Below are 17,284 nucleotides of genomic sequence, written 5' to 3'. Positions count from 1 at the left end.
GTTCCCACCTTGCAGCCACGCCCACGTTCTCCGTGGAGGTGGCTGCGCTTTTTTCATCCCAAGGAGATTTCCATGAATACCAACACCCAACCGTCCGAAGCCATCGACACCCAACGGAAGCTGGAAGCCGAGATTGCGGATTTCCTGCGACAGCGCATCGAAGATGGGAACCTCGATGCGGAGGACATCCCTGTGCGCCTGGCACGCTATGGTCTGATGGCCCCCGAGGCGTTCCTCGCCGAAATGCGTGAGCGCATGGGCATCGACGACGAGAAATAAGAGACCCATTTTCACAGGCCCCAACTTGGGGCCTTTCTTTGGTGAAGGCGCTGCCGGCAAATCGGGCGCTGTCTGGTTCGCATTGTTTGCTGCCGCTCGTAGCCCGAGCGGCGATGGTGAGGGCTCGATGTTTCAGGACGCCGAGCTATGTGCCCCTCTCCACCCTGGTTTCACCATCCCGAACGCCGCCTGCTGGCGGGATTTCTCGGCCTGCTTTGGTCGGTGCTGGCCGGTGGCTGCGCGACGACGACTGCGCCGGTCGCGCCCGACACCATCGAGGAAGTCTCGGCCGCGCCCGAACCCGAAGCGCCCGAGTACATCCCGGTCGTGCGCTACGCCCGCTACACGCTGGTCGAACTGGCCCCTACAGCGGCGCAGCGCGACCTGCTGTTGCAGACCATCGACGTGTCGATGCCCGAGGATGCCCGCGCCACGGTCGGCGATGGGCTGCGGCATGTGCTCAAGCGCAGCGGCTACAGCCTGTGCCAAACGGCGCATGCCGTGATCGAGCTGTATAAGCTGCCACTCCCGGCGGCGCACCTGCATCTCGGTCCCATGACCTTGCGCGATGCGCTGCTCACCCTGGCTGGTCCGGCCTGGGAACTGCACGCGGATGACCGCGCACGACAGATTTGCTTCGAGCGGCCCGGCGACAGCGTGGCCGCCGAACCCATGCCCGAACCGACCGCCGCCGATGCGGTGCAGACCTTCCCGCTGATGCCTTCCACTCCAGGAGGCCAGCCATGAACGCTCCGCAATCTTCGCGTCGCCCGACCGCCGCCGTGGTGGTGCAAAGCCTGCTCTGGCTCTGGCTGCTCGGTCTAAGCGTCATCGTGGCCCTCGGCTACCAGGCGATGAGCGACCAGGCCGACCAGGAACGGCTCGATTCCCGTCTGCAACGCCTCGAAGCGCAGGCGGTGGCCCTGGCCGAGGCCATCGAGACCATCCAGCAGCGTCCGGCCGTCGCAACGGCGGCGGACCTCAAAGACACCCGCCAAATCCTGGAAGCACGCGCTTCCCAGGTTGAGAAAACACTAAGCGGCTACGCAGCCGCCGACGACCTTCAGGCGCTGCGCGCGGAGATCGAGCAGATCAAGACGCGCCAGACCGCCGCGCGTGCAGCAGCCCCCGTCCAGCCGCGCACATCGAGCAAGCCCGCAGCCAAGTCTGAACCGCCGCCATTGCCGTTCCGCATCGTCGGCGCCGAACTGCGCGCAGGCCAGCGCAGCGTGTCCGTCGCGCCGAGCAGTGGGGACTTCACGCCCGACCAGCTTCAGGTGCTGCTGCCCGGTGATGCGGTCGGCCCATGGCGCTTGCAGGCAATCGATGGCAGCGCCGCGGTGTTCCAAGCCGGCGACCAGACCCGTCGCGTGGCGATTCCCTGATCGGAGCACACCACATGAAGCCGTCGATCATCCTTTCCGCACTCCTACTGGCTTCAGTCCAGTGGCCCGCGTGGGCGCAGCAGTCAGCCACGGCTCCCGCCCGCAATGCGCAGAGCCAGGAGCGCCCGCTGGCCGCCCGCGTCCTGGACGACCGAGTAGCAAGCAACTGGGGCCTCCAACCCCAGGAATGGGTGCGTTACCGCGAGCTGATGGATGGGCCGCTGGGCATCTACTCGCCCAACCTGGACCCGCTGTCTGCCCTAGGCATCGAGGCACGCACCGACGAAGAACGGCGGCGCTATGCAGAGCTGCAGGTGCAAATCGAGGCACGCCGCGTCGAGAAGTTGCTCGCCTACCAACGCGCCTACGACGAAGCCTGGCAGCGCCTGAACCCCGGCATGCAGCGCGTGAACCTGCCCGACGACGGGCCGGGCGCCGGCACCGCGCGCGGCAGCGGCCGAATGGCGGTGTTCGTCAAGGACGGCTGCGCGGCCTGTGGGCAGCTCGTGCAGCGCCTGCAATCCTCGGGTGCCGAGTTCGACCTGTATATGGTGGGCAGCCGCCAGGACGATGCACGCATCCGCGACTGGGCCAAGCGCGCGCAGATCGACCCGGCGCGCGTGCGCAGCGGCAGCATTACCCTCAACCACGACGGCGGCCGCTGGCTGTCGCTGGGCCTGCCCGGTGACTTGCCCGCGGCTGTGCGCGAGGTGAACGGCCAATGGCAGCGTCAACCGTAGCGACCTCCGTCTCGCAGCTCTTGCGCGCACTGCTGCTTGCTACCGGCCTGTGCGCCTGCGCCGTCCATGCCCAGGAGGTTCCACCACCGGCCTACCAGCTCGCCGCACAGCGGGCGGGCATCCCCTCGACCGTACTCTACGCCGTGGCCTTGCAGGAGAGCGGTGTTCGGCGCAACGGGCGCATCGTCCCGTGGCCGTGGTCCCTCAATGTCGCCGGCCAGTCGCGCCGCTTCGCCACGCGCGCCGACGCCTGCTCGGGCTTGCAACAGGCAATGCGCGCCACGCCCCACACGCGCATCGATGCAGGCCTGGGCCAGATCAACCTCGGTTACCACAAGCACCGCTTCACCAGCGCGTGCGACCTGCTGGACCCTTATCGCAACCTCGCCATCGCCGCTGAGATCCTGAAGGAGCAGCACACGTCCGGCGAAGACTGGCTGTTGGCGATCGGCCGCTACCACCGTCCTGCGGGCGGCGAGCCCGCCGCCCGCTACCGGCGCAGCGTGTCGCGCCATCTCGCGCGTGTGCAGGGCGCACGCCCAAACGCCGCGGTGCTCGCCACGCGCCAGGAGACTTCCCCATGACGAAATCCCATCTGGCCCTGCGGGGCCTGCTTGTGCTGCTGGCGGGTCTGCCGCTGGCATCGCGTGCCGGCGATCCGCTGATCGTGGTCGAAGATCGCGGTGGCACGTCGGCGCTGCCGTACTACGAGGCCCTCAACCTCCAGCCGCGCGCCGATGTCCCGGCCCGGCCGCCCATTCCGACGCCACAGGTTCCCGCCACACCCGCGGACGAGGCAGCGATGCTGCCGGTGCGCAGCGCCAAACTCACGCCTGGCACCGTCGCGCGGCGCGTGATCGAAGCGCCCGGCCTGCGGCCGTTCGTGGTCATCGGCGACGACGACGCCTCCCGGGCCTGGTTGCAGCGCCGCGGCATTGCTTTGCGCGAACGCGGCGCGGTCGGCTTGGTGGTCAATGTCGAGACCGCGCAGGGCCTGGCACGGCTGCGTGCCCTGGTGCCGGGCGTGCCGCTCGCGCCCGTAGCCGGAGACGACCTGGCCGATCGCCTGGGCCTGCGGCACTACCCGGCGCTGATCACGGCCACCGGCATCGAGCAATGAAGCCATGTCGGGGAAACAGCCGATCGAGGTTCTGCTACGCCCAGCGGTGGAGCTATACACCGTCGCAGCGTGTGCAGGCGCCGCGTTTCTGTCCCTGGTGGCCCCGTGGTCGCTCGCGCTGAGCCCTGCCATGGGCGTCGGCAGCGCCCTGGCGTTCGGCGCCTACGGCGCGATCCGCTACCGCGACGCTCGCGTCATCCTGCGTTACAGGCGCAACATCCGCCGCCTGCCGCGCTACGTGATGACAAGCAAGGATGTGCCCGTCAGCCAGCAGCGGCTTTTCATCGGGCGCGGATTCCTGTGGGAGCAGAAGCACACCCATAGGCTCATGCAGACATACCGGCCGGAGTTTCGCCGCTACGCGGAGCCGACACCGGCCTATCGCCTGGCGCGTCGGCTGGAGGAACGGCTGGAATTCGCGCCGTTCCCGCTGTCCCGGCTCTCCGCTCTCACGGGCTGGGACGTTCCTTTCAACCCTGTGCGCCCGCTGCCACCTGTAGGTGGCCTGCCGCGGCTGCATGGCATCGAACCCGACGAGGTGGACGTCAGCCTGCCGCTGGGTGAGCGCGTCGGACATTCGCTGGTGCTGGGCACGACGCGCGTGGGCAAGACGCGGCTGGCCGAGCTGTTTGTGACTCAGGACATCCGTCGCAAGAACGCTGCCGGCGAGCACGAGGTCGTGATCGTTATCGATCCCAAGGGCGACGCGGATCTCCTGAAGCGGATGTACGTCGAAGCCCAGCGCACAGGCCGTGAAGGCGAGTTCTACATCTTCCATCTCGGTTGGCCGGAAATCAGCGCCCGCTACAACGCGGTAGGACGCTTCGGTCGCATCTCGGAAGTCGCCACCCGTATCGCAGGGCAACTCTCCGGTGAAGGCAACAGCGCGGCCTTCCGGGAGTTCGCGTGGCGCTTCGTCAACATCATTGCCCGCGCTTTGGTGGAACTGGGGCAGCGCCCGGACTACATGCTGATCCAGCGGCACGTCATCAACATCGACGCACTGTTTATCGAGTACGCCCAGCACTACTTCGCCAAGACCGAGCCCAAGGCCTGGGAGGTGATCGTCCAGATCGAGGCCAAGCTCAACGAGAAGAACATCCCGCGCAACATGATCGGGCGCGAGAAGCGCGTGGTCGCGCTGGAGCAGTACCTCTCCCAGGCGCGCAACTACGACCCGGTGCTCGACGGCCTGCGCTCGGCAGTTCGGTACGACAAGACCTACTTCGACAAGATCGTCGCATCGTTGCTGCCGCTGCTGGAAAAGCTCACCAGCGGCAAGATCGCCCAACTCCTGGCCCCGAACTACTCCGACCTGACCGACCCGCGCCCGATCTTCGATTGGATGCAAGTCATCAGGAAGCGCGCCATCGTCTATGTGGGACTGGACGCGCTGTCCGACGCCGAGGTTGCCGCAGCGGTCGGCAACTCCATGTTCTCCGACCTGGTTTCGGTCGCGGGTCATATCTACAAGCACGGGATCGACGATGGCCTGCCTGACGCTTCGGCTGGCGCGCGCGTGCCGATCAACGTCCATGCGGATGAATTCAATGAACTCATGGGTGACGAATTCGTGCCGCTTATCAACAAAGGCGGCGGCGCCGGGCTGCAAGTCACCGCGTACACGCAGACCCTCTCGGACATCGAGGCCCGTATCGGCAACCGCGCGAAAGCTGGCCAGGTGATCGGCAACTTCAACAACCTGTTCATGCTGCGCGTGCGCGAGACGGCCACCGCCGAACTGCTGACGCGGCAGTTGCCGAAGGTCGAGGTCTATACCACCACCATCGTCTCAGGGGCGACCGACAGCTCGGACATCCGTGGCGCGACGGATTTCACGTCGAACACCCAGGACCGCATCAGCATGTCCAGCGTGCCGATGATCGAGCCATCGCACGTAGTCGGCCTGCCAAAAGGCCAGTGCTTCGCGCTGCTGCAAGGCGGCCAGCTTTGGAAGGTTCGCATGCCGCTGCCGACACCAGACCCGGATGAAGTGATGCCGGCGGATCTGCAGCAACTGGCCGGATACATGCGCCAGAGCTACAGCGAGGCCACGCAGTGGTGGGATTTCACTAGCTCCCCTGCCTTGCAGGATGCGGCCTTGCCCGATGACCTGCTGGACGATGCTGCTCCAGCCGAGCCTGCTGCGGTGGCCACCGACACCGACCACAGTACCGACGAGGCCGCGCCATGAAGGACGCCGCCTCGACCGCGCAGCGGGAGCAGAACCAGCGCCAGGGTCTGATCGTCGGCACCATCACCTTGCCATTTCGCCTGCTCGGGGTATTGATTGGCTCGCTGCTGTTCTCGATCGTGGTGGAGTGCGTCGGCATGCACCTGTTCTGGAAGGATCAGGGCTGGCGCCATTCCCAGCAGATGTTGCAGTACGAGCTTGGGCACCTGTCCAGCCACTTCACGCGCAGCGTGGTCGTGCAGGAGCCAGGGCGCACGGCGCACGAGTTGGTGGATACAGGCTACGAATGGGTGTTCGTTCGCTCGGGGCTGCTGGCGCGCATGAGCCAGACCGCCGAGCGCGTCCGCGCGCCCAGCCACGAGCAGACGCGCAACTTCCGCTACTACATCAGCCAAGTCTATGTCTGGGCCGAGAGCTACCTCATCGCCGCAGCCTTCACGACGCTGACCTTCCTGGTGCGCCTGCTGGTCCTGGTGCTCACGTTGCCACTGATCTTCACGGCCGCTTTCGTCGGTCTGATTGACGGTCTGGTGCGACGCGACGTGCGCAGGTTCGGCGCGGGCCGCGAATCCGGGTTCATCTACCACCGTGCGAAAGCCAGCCTCATGCCGCTGGCCGTGCTGCCGTGGATCACGTACCTGGCGCTGCCGATCTCGGTGCATCCATTGCTGATCCTGTTGCCGAGCGCCGCCTTGCTGGGACTGGCCGTGAGCCTGACTGCGGGCAGCTTCAAGAAGTACCTCTAGCAGATCAATCCGGTCATCTGCAGGTTCCTATTGTTTGCGGCCTGAAACAGCCCCGATCTCCACGATCGAGCCATTGCTGATCACACAGGAATGGCGCGATGTTGGCTCCGATCTGGCTGCGCGCCGCGCATCGCGGCGTGCCCACTTTTCTCGTGACGGCCCTTGTACTGGGTCAGTCCTCGATGGCGTTGGCCGAGTCCCCGGCGCAGCGTCAGGAGTTGGTCGCAGCGCTGCGCCAGCTCGACGCGCTGGAGCGCACCGTCGCCGACAGCGCTACGCATGCCCCCATCCAGCCGGGCGAGCGCTACCACTTCGATTACCCGAGGCTGCTGGCTGACCTGGCGCGCGTGCGCGCCGGCATCCAGGCCCATCTCACACCGTCGCGCGCCCAGCCGCGCGACGCCTCCGAACTGATCGGCGACTACCGCACGGAGCGGATCGTCCCGCCATCACCGCCGACGACCACGGAGGGCAAGCCATGAACGGCGCCCAGGTCTCGGCATTTCAAGCCAACAGCGGCATCGCGCCTTCAGCGATGGCGACCGTCCTGGTCGGCGTCGTGTTCGCGGTCCTGCTCGTCTGGGGCGTCTGGGCCATGCGAACGGCCTACGTGGGGTGGTCCGAAAGCCGCCTCAACCAGCGCCAGTTCCTCGGCGTCTGCATCCGATTCGTCGCGATGTACCTCGTCCTGACTTTCTTCCTCCTCTCCTGACCTGAAAGGCATGACCATGCAAAACCGCATCCTCACTTCCCGTCTTGCCCAGCGCGCCACCGTGGCCCTGGGCACCGCAGCGCTGCCCGCGCTGTCGTTCGCGCAGGGTCTGCCGCAGTTGGAGAACCCGACCCGCGGCACAGGCAACGGCATCATGGAAACGATCCGCAACTACGGCTACGACATCATCATGCTCGTGGCTCTGCTGGTGGTGGCGTCCATGTTCATCGGCGTGTGCTACCACGCCTACGGGACCTACGCGGAAATCCACACAGGCCGCAAGACGTGGGGCCAGTTCGGCCTCACGGTCGCCATCGGCGCCGTCCTGCTCGTGATCGGCATCTGGCTGCTCACCGAAGCCACCGGCATCCTGTAAGCGAGGCCGGTATGTCCGAGCAGCAGCACGTCCGTGCGGACGGGACGGTCACGTTCCTTCCGCACCGGCTCAATCGACATCCCGTTGTGGTGCGCGGTCTCACCGCCGACGAGCTGTGGATCTGCTGCGGCCTGTCCGGCGCCGCCGGTCTGCTGGTCGGCGCACCGCTGTCGTGGGTGTTCCGCACGATCGCGCTAGCACCCACGTTCGTCGTCCTGGGCGTGGCCTTCGGCGTGTTCATCGGCGGCGGCATTCTTCGCCGCCTCAAGCGCGGGCGTCCCGACACCTGGCTGTATCGGCAACTGCAATGGCGCATTGCCACACGCCATCCGCTGATGGCGGGCTGGGTAGGCGGCCATGTGCTGATCTCGCGCTCCGGCTTCTGGACCACCCGAAGGAGCGCACGATGAGCCGCTTCAAGAACGAGATCACCCACCTGCAGGCGCACATCAAGACGCTTCGCCTGGGTGCTGGCGCCCTGATCATCGTCGCCCTGGTCATGGGTGGCGGCTGGTGGAGCGCTCCCCGCGATCTGACCATCCACGTTCCGCCTGACCTGCGCTCCGGCAGTACCAGGAAGTGGTGGGAAGTGCCGCCCGAATCGGTCTATGCGTTCACGTTCTACGTGTTCCAGACGCTCAACCGCTGGCCGACGAATGGCGAAGAGGACTACGCGCGCAACCTCCACACGCTCTCGCCGTACCTCACCCCATCCTGCCAGGCCTTCCTGCGCGCGGACTACGACTACCGCCGCAGCACGGGCGAGTTGCGCCAGCGCGTGCGCGGCATCTACGAAATCCCCGGCCGGGGCTACGGCGACGACCCCACGGCCCGCGTACGCGTGGTTTCCGACCGCGACTGGGTAGTGACGCTGGACATCACCGCCGACGAGTACTACGGCGCCGAGCAAGTCAAGCGCGCTCTGGTGCGCTATCCCGTGAAGGTCACGCGGGTGGACGTCGATCCTGCCCGCAACCCGTTCGGCCTGGCGCTCGACTGCTATGAGGGCGCGCCCCAGCGCATCAGCACGCCGGAGCCGACGCGCCCGGCGTCTGGTGGCCTGTCTCCGCAAGCGCCCCAAGGAGAAACCCCATGAAGCATCCTGTACTCACGCTGCTGGGGCTGTTGGCCGTGGCCGCGGCTCCTGCTGTCCAGGCGGTGGAGATCCTGCGCTGGGAACGTATGCCGTTGGCGGTGCCGCTGAAGGTCGGCCACGAGCGCATCGTGTTCATCGACCGCAACGTCCGCGTGGGCGTACCTGCGGGCGTCGGCGAGCGCCTACGGGTGCAGAGCGCGGGCGGCGCGGTGTACCTGCGTGCTAGCGAGCCGATCGAGCCCACGCGGCTGCAATTGCAGGACGCCGACACGGGCGCGCTGATCCTGCTGGACATTGCGGCGGAGCCAGCCAAGGACGGCGAAGCCGAGCTGGAACCAGTGCGCATCGTCGAGGGCAACAGCACCCCGGCGCGCTATGGCGATCAGCCCGGCGATGACAACGAAGCTCCGGCGCGCGCCCAGGACCAGGCCGGCGCGCGAGCGGCGCGACGCGAGACCCCGGTGTCGGTTGTCCTGACGCGCTTCGCCGCACAGAACCTCTACGCGCCGCTACGCACCGTGGAGCCGCTGCCGAGCGTCATGCGGGTGAACCTGCGCAGTGGCCTCGACCTCGGCACGCTGATGCCGACGCTGCCCGTGCGCGCGGTCGCGCTCGCGTCATGGCGTCTGGAAGACCAGTGGGTGACCGCCGTGCGCCTGACCAACAGCAGCAGCGGCTGGATCACCCTGGACCCGCGCGTGCTGCAAGGCGATTTCCTCACCGCCACCTTCCAACACGAGGCGCTTGGCCCGCGCGGGACGCCCGAGGACACGACCGTCCTGTACCTGGTGACGCGCGGGCGTGGCCTTGCGCAATCGCTGCTACCAGCGGTCAACCGCTTCGACCCGGCCGTGCATCTCCCGCAACCGGAAGCCGGTTCCCAGGATGGCACCGACCGCAAGGAGGTCCGCCATGCGCAGTAATGGACTCCTGAAGTGGCTGATGATCCCGGTTGCCGTGCTGGTGCTGTTCGTCGCCATCCGGCTGTTCTCGGGAGGCAGCACTTCGGCACCACCGACCGCGGATGCCGGCGCCAAGCTCACGCCAGCGGAAATGAAGGCGCTGGGCATCGAGGGCGATACCCCGCGCGACACCGTGGCGACGCTCGTTGCCCAAGTGAAGCAGTTGCGCACCGAGCTTCAGACCGCGCTCTCGGACAACAAATCCCAGCGCGAAGAAAACCAGCGACTGCGCCAGCGCGAGAACTCCATTGACCAGCGCATCAATTCGGCCCTCGACTCCGAGCGCACCAACCTGCGTCGCGACCAAGAGCAGGCAGCCAGCGCGCGCCAGCAGACCGAAGGACTGCTGGCCGACCTGCAACGGCGCCTGGACAGTATCGGCGGACGTGGCGGCGGCCATGCCGACCTGCCGGTGGGTCTGGGGCTGCGTGACGGCGACGAGGCCGGCATGGAAGGCGGCGTGCGCTGGGTCGAACCCGACGATGCGAGGAAAGCCGAGGGGCGCAACAGCAGTCGTGGCACGGGTAGCGGCATGAGCTTCCCGACGAGCTTCGGCCCCGCGCAGAGCACGTTGGAAACCACGGCCGAAACCGTGGCGAACGCGGGCGCACGCGCCGCAGGCGTGAAGAGCGCCAAGGCGGTCTATACCGTACCGACCAATTCGACACTGATGGGGTCGGTGGCGATGACGGCGCTGATCGGCCGCGTGCCGATCGACGGAACCGTCAACGATCCGTACCCCTTCAAGGTGTTGGTCGGACAGGACAACCTGACCGCCAATGGCATCGACATTCCCGACGTGGCCGGTGCCGTGTTCAGCGGCACCGCATCGGGCGACTGGACGCTCTCGTGCGTGCGCGGCCAGGTACGCAGCATCACCTTCGTCTTCCACGACGGCACGATCCGCACCATCCCCGAAGACCGCGACGGCAACCAGCAAAACAACCAGCAGCAGAACTCTCAAAGTGGAGGCCTGGGCTGGATCAGCGACCCATACGGCATTCCCTGCGTCAGCGGGGAGCGGCGCAGCAACGCCCAGCAGTACCTTGGCTCGCAAGCCCTGATTACCGCCGCCGGTGCCGGCGTCGCCTCGCTGATCGACAGCGACAGCGGCCAGATGTCCTACGTCGGCGCCGACGGCTCCATCGGCAGCGTCGGTATCTCGGGCAATGAAGCCGTGGGCCGCATCCTGGCCGGTGGCGTGCGCGACATGGCCGACTGGGTGAACAAGCTGTACGGCCAGGCGTTCGCCGCTGTCTATGTCCAGCCCGGCGCGAAGGTCGCCGTCCACCTCGAAAAGCCGCTCGCCATCGACTTCGATCCCGAAGGCCGCAAGGTCGATCACCGCGCAGGAGAAAGCCATGCTCTCGAACTTGAATAAGGCCCTGGCGCTGGCCCTCGCCGTCGCGGTGCTCGGCGGCTGTGCCACCAGCAAGGAAAAGCTGCTCCCCCACGGCGACAGCACGATGATGGACATCTGGCAGCAGAACGCCGGTGACGGGGGTGGTGGCGCCGGCCAGGTGGCGCGCAGGCAATTGCTCGATGCACGCCAGAGCCTGCGCCGGCCGCTGACCGAGGCCGACGTGGAGGCCGCGCCCACCGAGCAGATGCGCTACACGCGCACGGCGCGCAACGAGGTCTATCGCCAGTTCCACCGCCTGCCGAACCCCGATCTTGTCATGTATGTGTACCCGCACCTGGCGGGCACCGATCCCGTGCCGGTTCCGGGCTACACGACGGTCTTTCCCCTGTACCAGCGAGTGCAGTACGCCATGCCGGGCGAGCGCGTGGAGGACTACTGATGCGCTGGAAACTCCCCTGGCCGAAGCTGGCTGCATCCGATGGTGGCAATGACGAGCAGCCGGACGGCTGGCAGCGCCACGTCGAGGCGTTGCGCCAGGCCGGCATTGCCGAACCCGGAGCGACGGTCCAGGGCCGCAGGCCGGCGACCGTGGCGGACGAGCAGGCGATGTACGACGTTGCGCAGTCATTCGCGGAGCTGCTGCCGTGGGTGGAGTTCCTGCCGCCGTCGAAGTCCATGCTGCTGGAGGACGGGCAATCGGTCGCGGCCTTCTACGAACTGGTCCCGCTAGGCACCGAAGGTCGGGAGCCGGGCTGGCTCGCTCATGCCCGCGATGCGCTCGAAAACGCGCTCCAGGACTCGTTCGATGAGCTGGATGAGAACCCGTGGGTGCTCCAGCTCTATGCACAGGACGAGCCCAGCTTCGACCAGTACATGCAGACGCTACGCGACTACGTGCAGCCGCGCGCCCGCAGCACGGCCTTCACCGAGTTCTACCTCCGCTTCTTTGGCCACCACCTGCGCGCGGTGGCCAAGCCCGGCGGACTGTTCGAGGATACGGTGGTCACGCGGTTGCGCTGGCGCGGCCAGACGCGGCGCGTGCGCATGGTGGTCTATCGCCGGGCCGCCGGGCAGGCGAACCGCCGCGGCCAGACACCCGAGCAAATGCTGAACATCGTCTGCGATCGCCTCTGCGGCGGCTTGGCGAACGCCGGCATCCAGGCCCGGCGCATGGTCGCGGCCGATGTTCACGACTGGCTGCTGCGTTGGTTCAACCCACGCCCCACGATGCTCGGGCCCGGCGCAGAGGAGCGAGAGCGCTTCTATGCGCTGGCCCGCTATCCCGACGAGGTGGAGGAAGGTGAAATCGAGCTGGCGAGTGGTCGGGACTTCAGTCAACGGCTATTCTTCGGTCAGCCTCGCTCCGATGCCGAGCACGGCACCTGGTACTTCGACGGTATGCCGCATCGCGTACTGGTCACCGACCGGCTACGCATGCCGCCCGGTACGGGGCACCTGACCGGCGAAACCCGCAAGGGGGACGCTATCAACACGCTTTTCGATCAGATGCCCGAAGACACTACGATGTGTCTGACCATGGTGGCGACGCCCCAGGACATCCTCGAATCGCACCTGAATCACCTGGCGAAGAAGGCTGTCGGCGAAACACTGGCATCGGAACAAACGCTCAAGGATGTGCAGGAGGCACGCTCGCTCATCGGCAGCGCGCACAAGCTCTACCGCGGCACGCTGGCCTTCTATCTGCGCGGACGCGATGAAGCCGAACTTGACAGGCGCGGTCTGGACCTCGCCAACGTGATGCTCAACGCGGGGTTGCAGCCTGTGCGCGAGGACGATGAAGTCGCGCCGCTCAACAGCTACCTGCGCTGGCTACCGTGCTGCTACAACCCTGCGCAAGATCGACGGAACTGGTTCACCCAACTGATGTTCGCCCAGCATGTGGCGAATCTCTCGCCGGCGTGGGGTCGCAGCCAGGGTACGGGTCATCCGGGCAACACGTTCTTCAACCGCGGCGGCGGGCCGATCACGTTTGATCCACTGAACCGCTTGGACAGGCAGATGAACGCCCATCTGTTCCTGTTCGGCCCCACCGGCTCGGGCAAGAGCGCAACGCTCAACAACCTCTTGAACCAGGTCACGGCCATCTACCGGCCGCGGCTGTTCATCGTGGAGGCCGGCAACAGCTTCGGCTTGTTCAGCGACTTCGCAAAGCGCCTGGGTCTGACCGTGAACCGGGTCAAGCTGGCTCCTGGCTCGGGCATCAGCCTAGCGCCGTTCGCCGACGCTCGCCGGCTGATCGAAACGCCCGGCAACGTGCAGACGCTGGATGCCGATGCACTGGATGAAGAATTGCCAGCCGATTCCTCGGTCATGGAGGAGGACGAGCAGCGCGACGTGCTGGGTGAACTGGAGATCACGGCACGGCTGATGATCACAGGCGGCGAGGACAAGGAAGAAGCCCGGATGACGCGGGCCGATCGCTCGCTGATCCGCCAGTGCATCCTCGATGCCGCCGAGCACTGCGTGGCCGAGAAACGCACGGTGCTCACGCGCGACGTGCGCAACGCGCTGCGCACGCGCGGCCAGGACCCGACGCTGCCCGAGATGCGGCGCGTGCGGCTGCTGGAGATGGCGGACGCGATGGACATGTTCTGCCAAGGCACGGACGGCGAGATGTTCGATCGCGATGGCACGCCGTGGCCCGAGGCCGACATCACGCTGGTGGATCTCGCGACCTATGCCCGGGAGGGCTACAACGCGCAGCTCTCCATCGCCTACATCAGCCTGATCAGCACGGTGAACAACATCGCCGAGCGCGACCAGTACCTGGGCCGTCCGATCATCAATGTGACCGACGAAGGCCACATCATCACGAAGAACCCGCTGCTTGCGCCCTACGTTGTAAAAATTACAAAAATGTGGCGCAAGCTAGGGGCCTGGTTCTGGCTGGCTACACAAAATATCGACGATCTGCCGCGTGCCGCGGAGCCCATGCTCAACATGATTGAGTGGTGGATCTGCCTGTCGATGCCGCCCGATGAGGTCGAGAAGATTGCACGCTTCCGCGAACTCTCGCCCGCGCAGAAAGCGCTGATGCTCTCGGCGCGCAAAGAAGCGGGCAAGTTCACCGAGGGCGTCATCCTTTCCAAGAGCATGGAAGTGCTGTTCCGCGCCGTGCCGCCCAGCCTGTACTTGGCGTTGGCGCAGACCGAACCCGAAGAGAAGGCCGAGCGCTACCAGCTCATGCAGCACTACGGCTGCACCGAACTGGAAGCGGCCTTCAAGGTGGCCGAGAAGATCGACCAGGCGCGCGGCATCGAGTCGCCGGCCTTGGAACTGTCGTAAGACGGAGAACGCCATGGAACAGAAACGTCCTTCCATTCCGATGCAGGTCCAGGCGTTCCGCCGCCGCAACGGGCGACCCCGCTGGCCTTGGGCATTGGCTGCTGTGCTGGTCGCGCTGCTGCTGATCTGGCTTGTGTCGAGGTCGCCCGGCGAATCCCCGCCGCAGCCGCCCACGCCGGTCAGCATGGCACCGGTGGCCGGGCCGCCCTGGCTAATGGGCAACCCCAAAGGCCGTTTCACGCTGACGCTCTATGCCGACCTGGAGTGCCCGTTCTGCCGGGAATATTTCCCGCAGCTCAAGCGGTGGATCGGCAACAACACCGACGTGGCGCTGCAATGGCACCACCAGCCGCTGGCCGAGCACGAGCCGGCCGCGTCAGCCGAGGCACGCCTAGTGGAATGCGCTGCCGAAGCAGGTGGGCATGTCGCGTTCTGGCAGGCGATCGAATGGGTCTATGCCCACACGCGCAGCGACGGCCAGGGCTTGCCCGATGGCTTGCGCTACCCCGAATCGACGCCAGCCGTCGAGCAGTGCATGGCAAGCGAAAGGCCCAGTGCGGCTATCCGCGCCCAGGCTGCGGAAGCCACCAAGAGCGGCGTAACCGCCACGCCGTCGCTGCGCCTGCTCGATCGCCAAACGGGCCAGGCCATCCTGCTGCAGGGGCCGATCGAGGGCGATGCCTTGCTGTCAGCCATGGACATGCTGGCGGCTGACGGTCCGACCAGCACACCCACATCCGAAATGCCTGCCGACGTCGTCGGCGACATGCCCAGGTAGCCCCGGTCTTCAAGGCTACGGCGCAGTCCTCTGCGCTGACCGCGACTCGTTCGCCTTGCATCCTGGCCGCGAACGGTCACCCCAATCGCGGTGATGGATGCATCTTTTCATTCTCATCCCCAGGAGGGCTTGCCCTCGGGGGCGCGCGCCCTCCGATCTCACCGTCTGGAGGTTCGCCATGTCTTTCGCCATCAATGACTCCTGTGTGGAGTCGCTTTCCGCCGTAGCTGCCCAACACGAAGACTGGATCATCCAGCAGGCCATCGTGCTGCTGGAAAAACGGATCTTCAAAGCTGGACCATGCCTCAGCCGGCCGGCCGCCGTGCGGGACTATCTGCGCGTGAAACTGGTCGCTGAACCCAACGAGATATTTGCCGCTGTGTTCCTGGATAGCATGCACCAGGTGCTGGCCTACGAGCCATTGTTCAGGGGCACGATCAACTCGACTTCTGTTTATCCACGTGTCGTCGTACAGCGTGTGCTGGAGTTGAACGCCGCCGCGGTGATCTTCGCGCACCAGCACCCCTCGGGCATCTCCGAGCCGTCGAGCGCGGATCGTGTGCTGACCCAGCAACTGCAGGCCGCGCTGGCGCTCATCGATGTACGGGTACTGGATCACATCATCGTAGGCCAAGGTTCCCCGTTCTCCTTTGCGGAGTCAGGCCTGCTGTAACGGTCGCATTGCTTCATTGATCCTCGCGGAGGCTTCGGCCTCCGTTTTTTTATGGCGCGGGACAAGCAGGTATGCGGGCAGCCCGCGATGCGCATTGTTTGTTGGGGTGGCATCGGGTTCGCGTTTGACTATGGCCCTGATCAACTTTCGGGGCACGCGACATGCCGGCATCCTTTTCCACGTTCGCGTCGGGCTGGCGAACCCTTGGTCTCGTCGTGGCGCTGCCGGCGTCCCTGGCCGTGTTCAGCCCCGTCACCTTCGCAGCCGACGTACTGGTCGTCACCGACAGCCACCACCCGGTCAAGACCATGGGCGGCGAGCGGCTGATCGTGCTAGACGAAGCCCGCCGGATTGAAGCGGAGCTTTCTGCGGAACTGCCCGCCGCCCCCGAACAGGCGGCGGCCACCGTCAAGCGTCGGCTGAACCAAGGCGGCGCCGACCTACAGCGCCGCATCGCTTCCGCATACCAGGGCGTCACCGACGCATGGAGCCTGGGCATCACCAGCATCCCGGCTGTCGTGGTGGATCAGCGCTACGTGGTCTATGGCGAGCCGGATGTGGCCCGCGCTGTCGCGCGCATCGAGCAGCGTCGGAGGACCCAGCCATGACGCGACCATTCGACCTGATGCGCCGCATGCGGGCCGGCGTGGCTTCCTTGATGCTGCTCAGCGCCACGGGTAGCTACGCCTTGAACACCACCGCCATCGTTGCCTCGGTGGCCTCGCCCGATTGCTTGGAGTACCGGGTGGTGGGTATCTGCTACTGGCTCTACTGCACCTGGGGAGGATGCACGGTGCGCACCTCTGTCAAGGTGCGCCACTACATCCCCGATGCGGTCGTCTCCAGCTACAGCAACACGGGCGAGAACCCGTGGGTTGAAGTCCGGGCGATGAGTACGGCCAATCCGTCCGCCCAAGCGGGCGGCGATGGAACGACGAACGAGGATCACGAAAACAATCTCGCGAAATTCAAGAACGCCGAGGTGATCGGCCATCCCGGCGTCGAGGTGTTCAACCAGTTTGTTTCGTCCTCGGGCTACTTCTGCGAGGGCGCGGGAACGGCATTCATGCCGTATCTGCTCAGCACCTTGGACACGCTTGCCTGGCGCTACAACGTGCCCGAGATGGCCTACCCGGAGGCATTGATTCCCGGCATGCGCGAGGTCGGCGCACGCACCACGATGAGCCTTTGGGGCAACGTGTATCCCCGCGGCGGCTTCCTGCACCAGACCGACGACCACAAATCGGGGGCCGTGGTGGCCCAGCGTGCGGGAGATATCGTCACTCGCCGGGGGCAGTTGCACGTGTACCAGCCGCTGCTTGCCAACGCCCGCGATGGCTACTGGCCCGCCGGCGCGCTGATGGAGGGTGATGCCTCGACTGGCAAGTGGCAGGAACTCACGCCCGTCCTGTCCTCGTCCTGCACGGTTTTCCCACGCACCGGCTTCCTGACCCAGGCCCAGCAAGGCGACTACGCCTGGGCGCTGTGGCGGCCGTATGCCTGCTGCGAACGCCGTGGACAGGTGTTCCTTGGCAGCGTTGATTTCCTTTGAGG

At 66.2% G+C, this 17,284-nt stretch carries 21 protein-coding genes; all 21 read left to right on the top strand.

Annotated elements, in window-relative coordinates; all coding sequences use genetic code 11:
• The first annotated feature begins 72 nt into the window (after window positions 1–72).
• The 21 genes from E5221_RS07875 (at window position 73) to E5221_RS07775 (ending at window position 17,282) form a co-directional block, all read left to right on the top strand.
• Window positions 73–279 (top strand): hypothetical protein, encoded by a 207-nt coding sequence (locus E5221_RS07875; protein WP_009459683.1) that lies wholly within the window; start codon window positions 73–75, stop codon window positions 277–279.
• A gap of 147 nt (window positions 280–426) precedes the next feature.
• Entirely contained in the window at window positions 427–1,026 is a 600-nt protein-coding gene (locus tag E5221_RS07870; RefSeq protein WP_029886381.1) for a PilL N-terminal domain-containing protein, read from the top strand.
• On the top strand, window positions 1,023–1,664 hold the full coding sequence (locus tag E5221_RS07865) for a hypothetical protein (protein WP_029886382.1): 642 nt from the start codon (window positions 1,023–1,025) through the stop codon (window positions 1,662–1,664). The genes E5221_RS07870 and E5221_RS07865 overlap by 4 nt, the downstream gene beginning before the upstream one ends.
• Window positions 1,665–1,678: 14 nt before the next feature.
• Window positions 1,679–2,404 carry a TIGR03759 family integrating conjugative element protein gene (locus E5221_RS07860; protein ID WP_009459680.1) on the top strand — a complete coding sequence of 242 codons (726 nt, stop codon included), beginning with the start codon at window positions 1,679–1,681 and terminating at the stop codon, window positions 2,402–2,404.
• Window positions 2,386–2,988, top strand: coding sequence for a transglycosylase SLT domain-containing protein (locus tag E5221_RS07855; protein WP_029886383.1), 603 nt, complete (start codon window positions 2,386–2,388; stop codon window positions 2,986–2,988). The genes E5221_RS07860 and E5221_RS07855 overlap by 19 nt, the downstream gene beginning before the upstream one ends.
• On the top strand, window positions 2,985–3,524 hold the full coding sequence (locus E5221_RS07850; RefSeq protein WP_029886384.1) for an integrating conjugative element protein: 540 nt from the start codon (window positions 2,985–2,987) through the stop codon (window positions 3,522–3,524). The genes E5221_RS07855 and E5221_RS07850 overlap by 4 nt, the downstream gene beginning before the upstream one ends.
• A 4-nt stretch (window positions 3,525–3,528) precedes the next feature.
• Window positions 3,529–5,718: a type IV conjugative transfer system coupling protein TraD gene (gene traD / locus E5221_RS07845; protein ID WP_033972370.1), complete on the top strand. Its 2,190-nt coding sequence runs from the start codon at window positions 3,529–3,531 to the stop codon at window positions 5,716–5,718.
• Window positions 5,715–6,464 (top strand): TIGR03747 family integrating conjugative element membrane protein, encoded by a 750-nt coding sequence (locus E5221_RS07840; protein WP_033972371.1) that lies wholly within the window; start codon window positions 5,715–5,717, stop codon window positions 6,462–6,464. The genes traD and E5221_RS07840 overlap by 4 nt, the downstream gene beginning before the upstream one ends.
• Window positions 6,465–6,562: 98 nt before the next feature.
• The gene (locus tag E5221_RS07835; RefSeq protein ID WP_033972373.1) at window positions 6,563–6,946 is read left to right on the top strand and encodes an RAQPRD family integrative conjugative element protein; all 384 of its coding nucleotides are present in this window, start codon (window positions 6,563–6,565) and stop codon (window positions 6,944–6,946) included.
• Window positions 6,943–7,176 (top strand): TIGR03758 family integrating conjugative element protein, encoded by a 234-nt coding sequence (locus tag E5221_RS07830; RefSeq protein WP_009459672.1) that lies wholly within the window; start codon window positions 6,943–6,945, stop codon window positions 7,174–7,176. Before E5221_RS07835 ends, E5221_RS07830 begins: the two co-directional genes overlap by 4 nt.
• A 16-nt stretch (window positions 7,177–7,192) precedes the next feature.
• Complete coding sequence (locus E5221_RS07825) at window positions 7,193–7,552, top strand: TIGR03745 family integrating conjugative element membrane protein (protein ID WP_024308620.1); 360 nt, start codon at window positions 7,193–7,195, stop codon at window positions 7,550–7,552.
• An 11-nt stretch (window positions 7,553–7,563) separates the two neighbouring features.
• Window positions 7,564–7,962 carry a TIGR03750 family conjugal transfer protein gene (locus E5221_RS07820; protein ID WP_009459668.1) on the top strand — a complete coding sequence of 133 codons (399 nt, stop codon included), beginning with the start codon at window positions 7,564–7,566 and terminating at the stop codon, window positions 7,960–7,962.
• A complete protein-coding gene (locus E5221_RS07815) occupies window positions 7,959–8,648 on the top strand; it encodes a PFL_4703 family integrating conjugative element protein (RefSeq protein ID WP_009459666.1) in 690 nt (229 codons plus the stop codon). The genes E5221_RS07820 and E5221_RS07815 overlap by 4 nt, the downstream gene beginning before the upstream one ends.
• On the top strand, window positions 8,645–9,571 hold the full coding sequence (locus E5221_RS07810) for a TIGR03749 family integrating conjugative element protein (protein ID WP_033972374.1): 927 nt from the start codon (window positions 8,645–8,647) through the stop codon (window positions 9,569–9,571). Before E5221_RS07815 ends, E5221_RS07810 begins: the two co-directional genes overlap by 4 nt.
• A complete protein-coding gene (locus tag E5221_RS07805; RefSeq protein ID WP_023464783.1) occupies window positions 9,561–10,991 on the top strand; it encodes a TIGR03752 family integrating conjugative element protein in 1,431 nt (476 codons plus the stop codon). Before E5221_RS07810 ends, E5221_RS07805 begins: the two co-directional genes overlap by 11 nt.
• Window positions 10,972–11,412 (top strand): TIGR03751 family conjugal transfer lipoprotein, encoded by a 441-nt coding sequence (locus E5221_RS07800; RefSeq protein ID WP_029885961.1) that lies wholly within the window; start codon window positions 10,972–10,974, stop codon window positions 11,410–11,412. The genes E5221_RS07805 and E5221_RS07800 overlap by 20 nt, the downstream gene beginning before the upstream one ends.
• Window positions 11,412–14,279: a conjugative transfer ATPase gene (locus E5221_RS07795; RefSeq protein WP_029885962.1), complete on the top strand. Its 2,868-nt coding sequence runs from the start codon at window positions 11,412–11,414 to the stop codon at window positions 14,277–14,279. Before E5221_RS07800 ends, E5221_RS07795 begins: the two co-directional genes overlap by 1 nt.
• A 13-nt stretch (window positions 14,280–14,292) precedes the next feature.
• A complete protein-coding gene (locus E5221_RS07790) occupies window positions 14,293–15,057 on the top strand; it encodes a DsbA family protein (protein WP_029885963.1) in 765 nt (254 codons plus the stop codon).
• Window positions 15,058–15,235: 178 nt separating this feature from the next.
• Entirely contained in the window at window positions 15,236–15,730 is a 495-nt protein-coding gene (radC, locus tag E5221_RS07785; RefSeq protein WP_024007868.1) for a DNA repair protein RadC, read from the top strand.
• Window positions 15,731–15,891: 161 nt separating this feature from the next.
• Entirely contained in the window at window positions 15,892–16,338 is a 447-nt protein-coding gene (locus E5221_RS07780) for a TIGR03757 family integrating conjugative element protein (protein ID WP_029885964.1), read from the top strand.
• On the top strand, window positions 16,335–17,282 hold the full coding sequence (locus E5221_RS07775; protein ID WP_029885965.1) for a TIGR03756 family integrating conjugative element protein: 948 nt from the start codon (window positions 16,335–16,337) through the stop codon (window positions 17,280–17,282). Before E5221_RS07780 ends, E5221_RS07775 begins: the two co-directional genes overlap by 4 nt.
• Window positions 17,283–17,284: the final 2 nt, after the last annotated feature.

This window comes from Pseudomonas sp. A2 (assembly GCF_023100865.1).
GTDB classification, from domain to species: Bacteria; Pseudomonadota; Gammaproteobacteria; order Pseudomonadales; family Pseudomonadaceae; genus Aquipseudomonas; species Aquipseudomonas asiatica.
This window is presented reverse-complemented; position numbering and strand designations above follow the sequence as displayed.

Bases quoted from the DNA above. Each gene is read 5' to 3' on its own strand.
- E5221_RS07875 (WP_009459683.1), top strand. From the start codon at position 73: ATGAATACCAACACCCAACCGTCCGAAGCCATCGACACCCAACGGAAG.
- E5221_RS07870 (WP_029886381.1), top strand. From the start codon at position 427: ATGTGCCCCTCTCCACCCTGGTTTCACCATCCCGAACGCCGCCTGCTG.
- E5221_RS07865 (WP_029886382.1), top strand. From the start codon at position 1,023: ATGAACGCTCCGCAATCTTCGCGTCGCCCGACCGCCGCCGTGGTGGTG.
- E5221_RS07860 (WP_009459680.1), top strand. From the start codon at position 1,679: ATGAAGCCGTCGATCATCCTTTCCGCACTCCTACTGGCTTCAGTCCAG.
- E5221_RS07855 (WP_029886383.1), top strand. From the start codon at position 2,386: ATGGCAGCGTCAACCGTAGCGACCTCCGTCTCGCAGCTCTTGCGCGCA.
- E5221_RS07850 (WP_029886384.1), top strand. From the start codon at position 2,985: ATGACGAAATCCCATCTGGCCCTGCGGGGCCTGCTTGTGCTGCTGGCG.
- traD (WP_033972370.1), top strand. From the start codon at position 3,529: ATGTCGGGGAAACAGCCGATCGAGGTTCTGCTACGCCCAGCGGTGGAG.
- E5221_RS07840 (WP_033972371.1), top strand. From the start codon at position 5,715: ATGAAGGACGCCGCCTCGACCGCGCAGCGGGAGCAGAACCAGCGCCAG.
- E5221_RS07835 (WP_033972373.1), top strand. From the start codon at position 6,563: ATGTTGGCTCCGATCTGGCTGCGCGCCGCGCATCGCGGCGTGCCCACT.
- E5221_RS07830 (WP_009459672.1), top strand. From the start codon at position 6,943: ATGAACGGCGCCCAGGTCTCGGCATTTCAAGCCAACAGCGGCATCGCG.
- E5221_RS07825 (WP_024308620.1), top strand. From the start codon at position 7,193: ATGCAAAACCGCATCCTCACTTCCCGTCTTGCCCAGCGCGCCACCGTG.
- E5221_RS07820 (WP_009459668.1), top strand. From the start codon at position 7,564: ATGTCCGAGCAGCAGCACGTCCGTGCGGACGGGACGGTCACGTTCCTT.
- E5221_RS07815 (WP_009459666.1), top strand. From the start codon at position 7,959: ATGAGCCGCTTCAAGAACGAGATCACCCACCTGCAGGCGCACATCAAG.
- E5221_RS07810 (WP_033972374.1), top strand. From the start codon at position 8,645: ATGAAGCATCCTGTACTCACGCTGCTGGGGCTGTTGGCCGTGGCCGCG.
- E5221_RS07805 (WP_023464783.1), top strand. From the start codon at position 9,561: ATGCGCAGTAATGGACTCCTGAAGTGGCTGATGATCCCGGTTGCCGTG.
- E5221_RS07800 (WP_029885961.1), top strand. From the start codon at position 10,972: ATGCTCTCGAACTTGAATAAGGCCCTGGCGCTGGCCCTCGCCGTCGCG.
- E5221_RS07795 (WP_029885962.1), top strand. From the start codon at position 11,412: ATGCGCTGGAAACTCCCCTGGCCGAAGCTGGCTGCATCCGATGGTGGC.
- E5221_RS07790 (WP_029885963.1), top strand. From the start codon at position 14,293: ATGGAACAGAAACGTCCTTCCATTCCGATGCAGGTCCAGGCGTTCCGC.
- radC (WP_024007868.1), top strand. From the start codon at position 15,236: ATGTCTTTCGCCATCAATGACTCCTGTGTGGAGTCGCTTTCCGCCGTA.
- E5221_RS07780 (WP_029885964.1), top strand. From the start codon at position 15,892: ATGCCGGCATCCTTTTCCACGTTCGCGTCGGGCTGGCGAACCCTTGGT.
- E5221_RS07775 (WP_029885965.1), top strand. From the start codon at position 16,335: ATGACGCGACCATTCGACCTGATGCGCCGCATGCGGGCCGGCGTGGCT.